The 306-nt window shown below is 71.6% G+C and carries 1 rRNA gene; it reads right to left on the bottom strand.

Annotated features, from left to right (window positions below):
* Positions 1 to 29 precede the first annotated feature (29 nt).
* Positions 30 to 145: ribosomal RNA gene (gene rrf / locus DW661_RS10035) — 5S ribosomal RNA — on the bottom strand.
* Positions 146 to 306: the final 161 nt, after the last annotated feature.

The raw sequence follows: 306 nt of genomic DNA, 5'->3' as shown, positions 1-306 counted from the left end.
AGTTCGATGACGGCTCGGTGCCGTCCACCGGTCAGCGGCGCCCTGGCCTCCCACGGGCTGACCCCGCAGTACTCTCGGCGCGATGGGGCTTAGCTTCCGGGTTCGGAACGGGACCGGGCGTGCCCCCCATGCTCTGGCCGCTGACCGGTGGGCGGCGCCCACCGTTACGGTGTCCGGTATCGCATACACGTGCCCTGGGGGCCGCATGGCGCATAGGAAAGGGAACTGACTCGGGGGCATCCTCGTGCCCGGACCGCGCGCATGAGCGCTGGGTCCCGCGGGCCGCGAGGTGCGGTTCCGGAAGAG

It is taken from the genome of Collinsella sp. AM24-1 (genome assembly GCF_003470325.1).
GTDB lineage: Bacteria > Actinomycetota > Coriobacteriia > Coriobacteriales > Coriobacteriaceae > Collinsella.
This window is presented reverse-complemented; position numbering and strand designations above follow the sequence as displayed.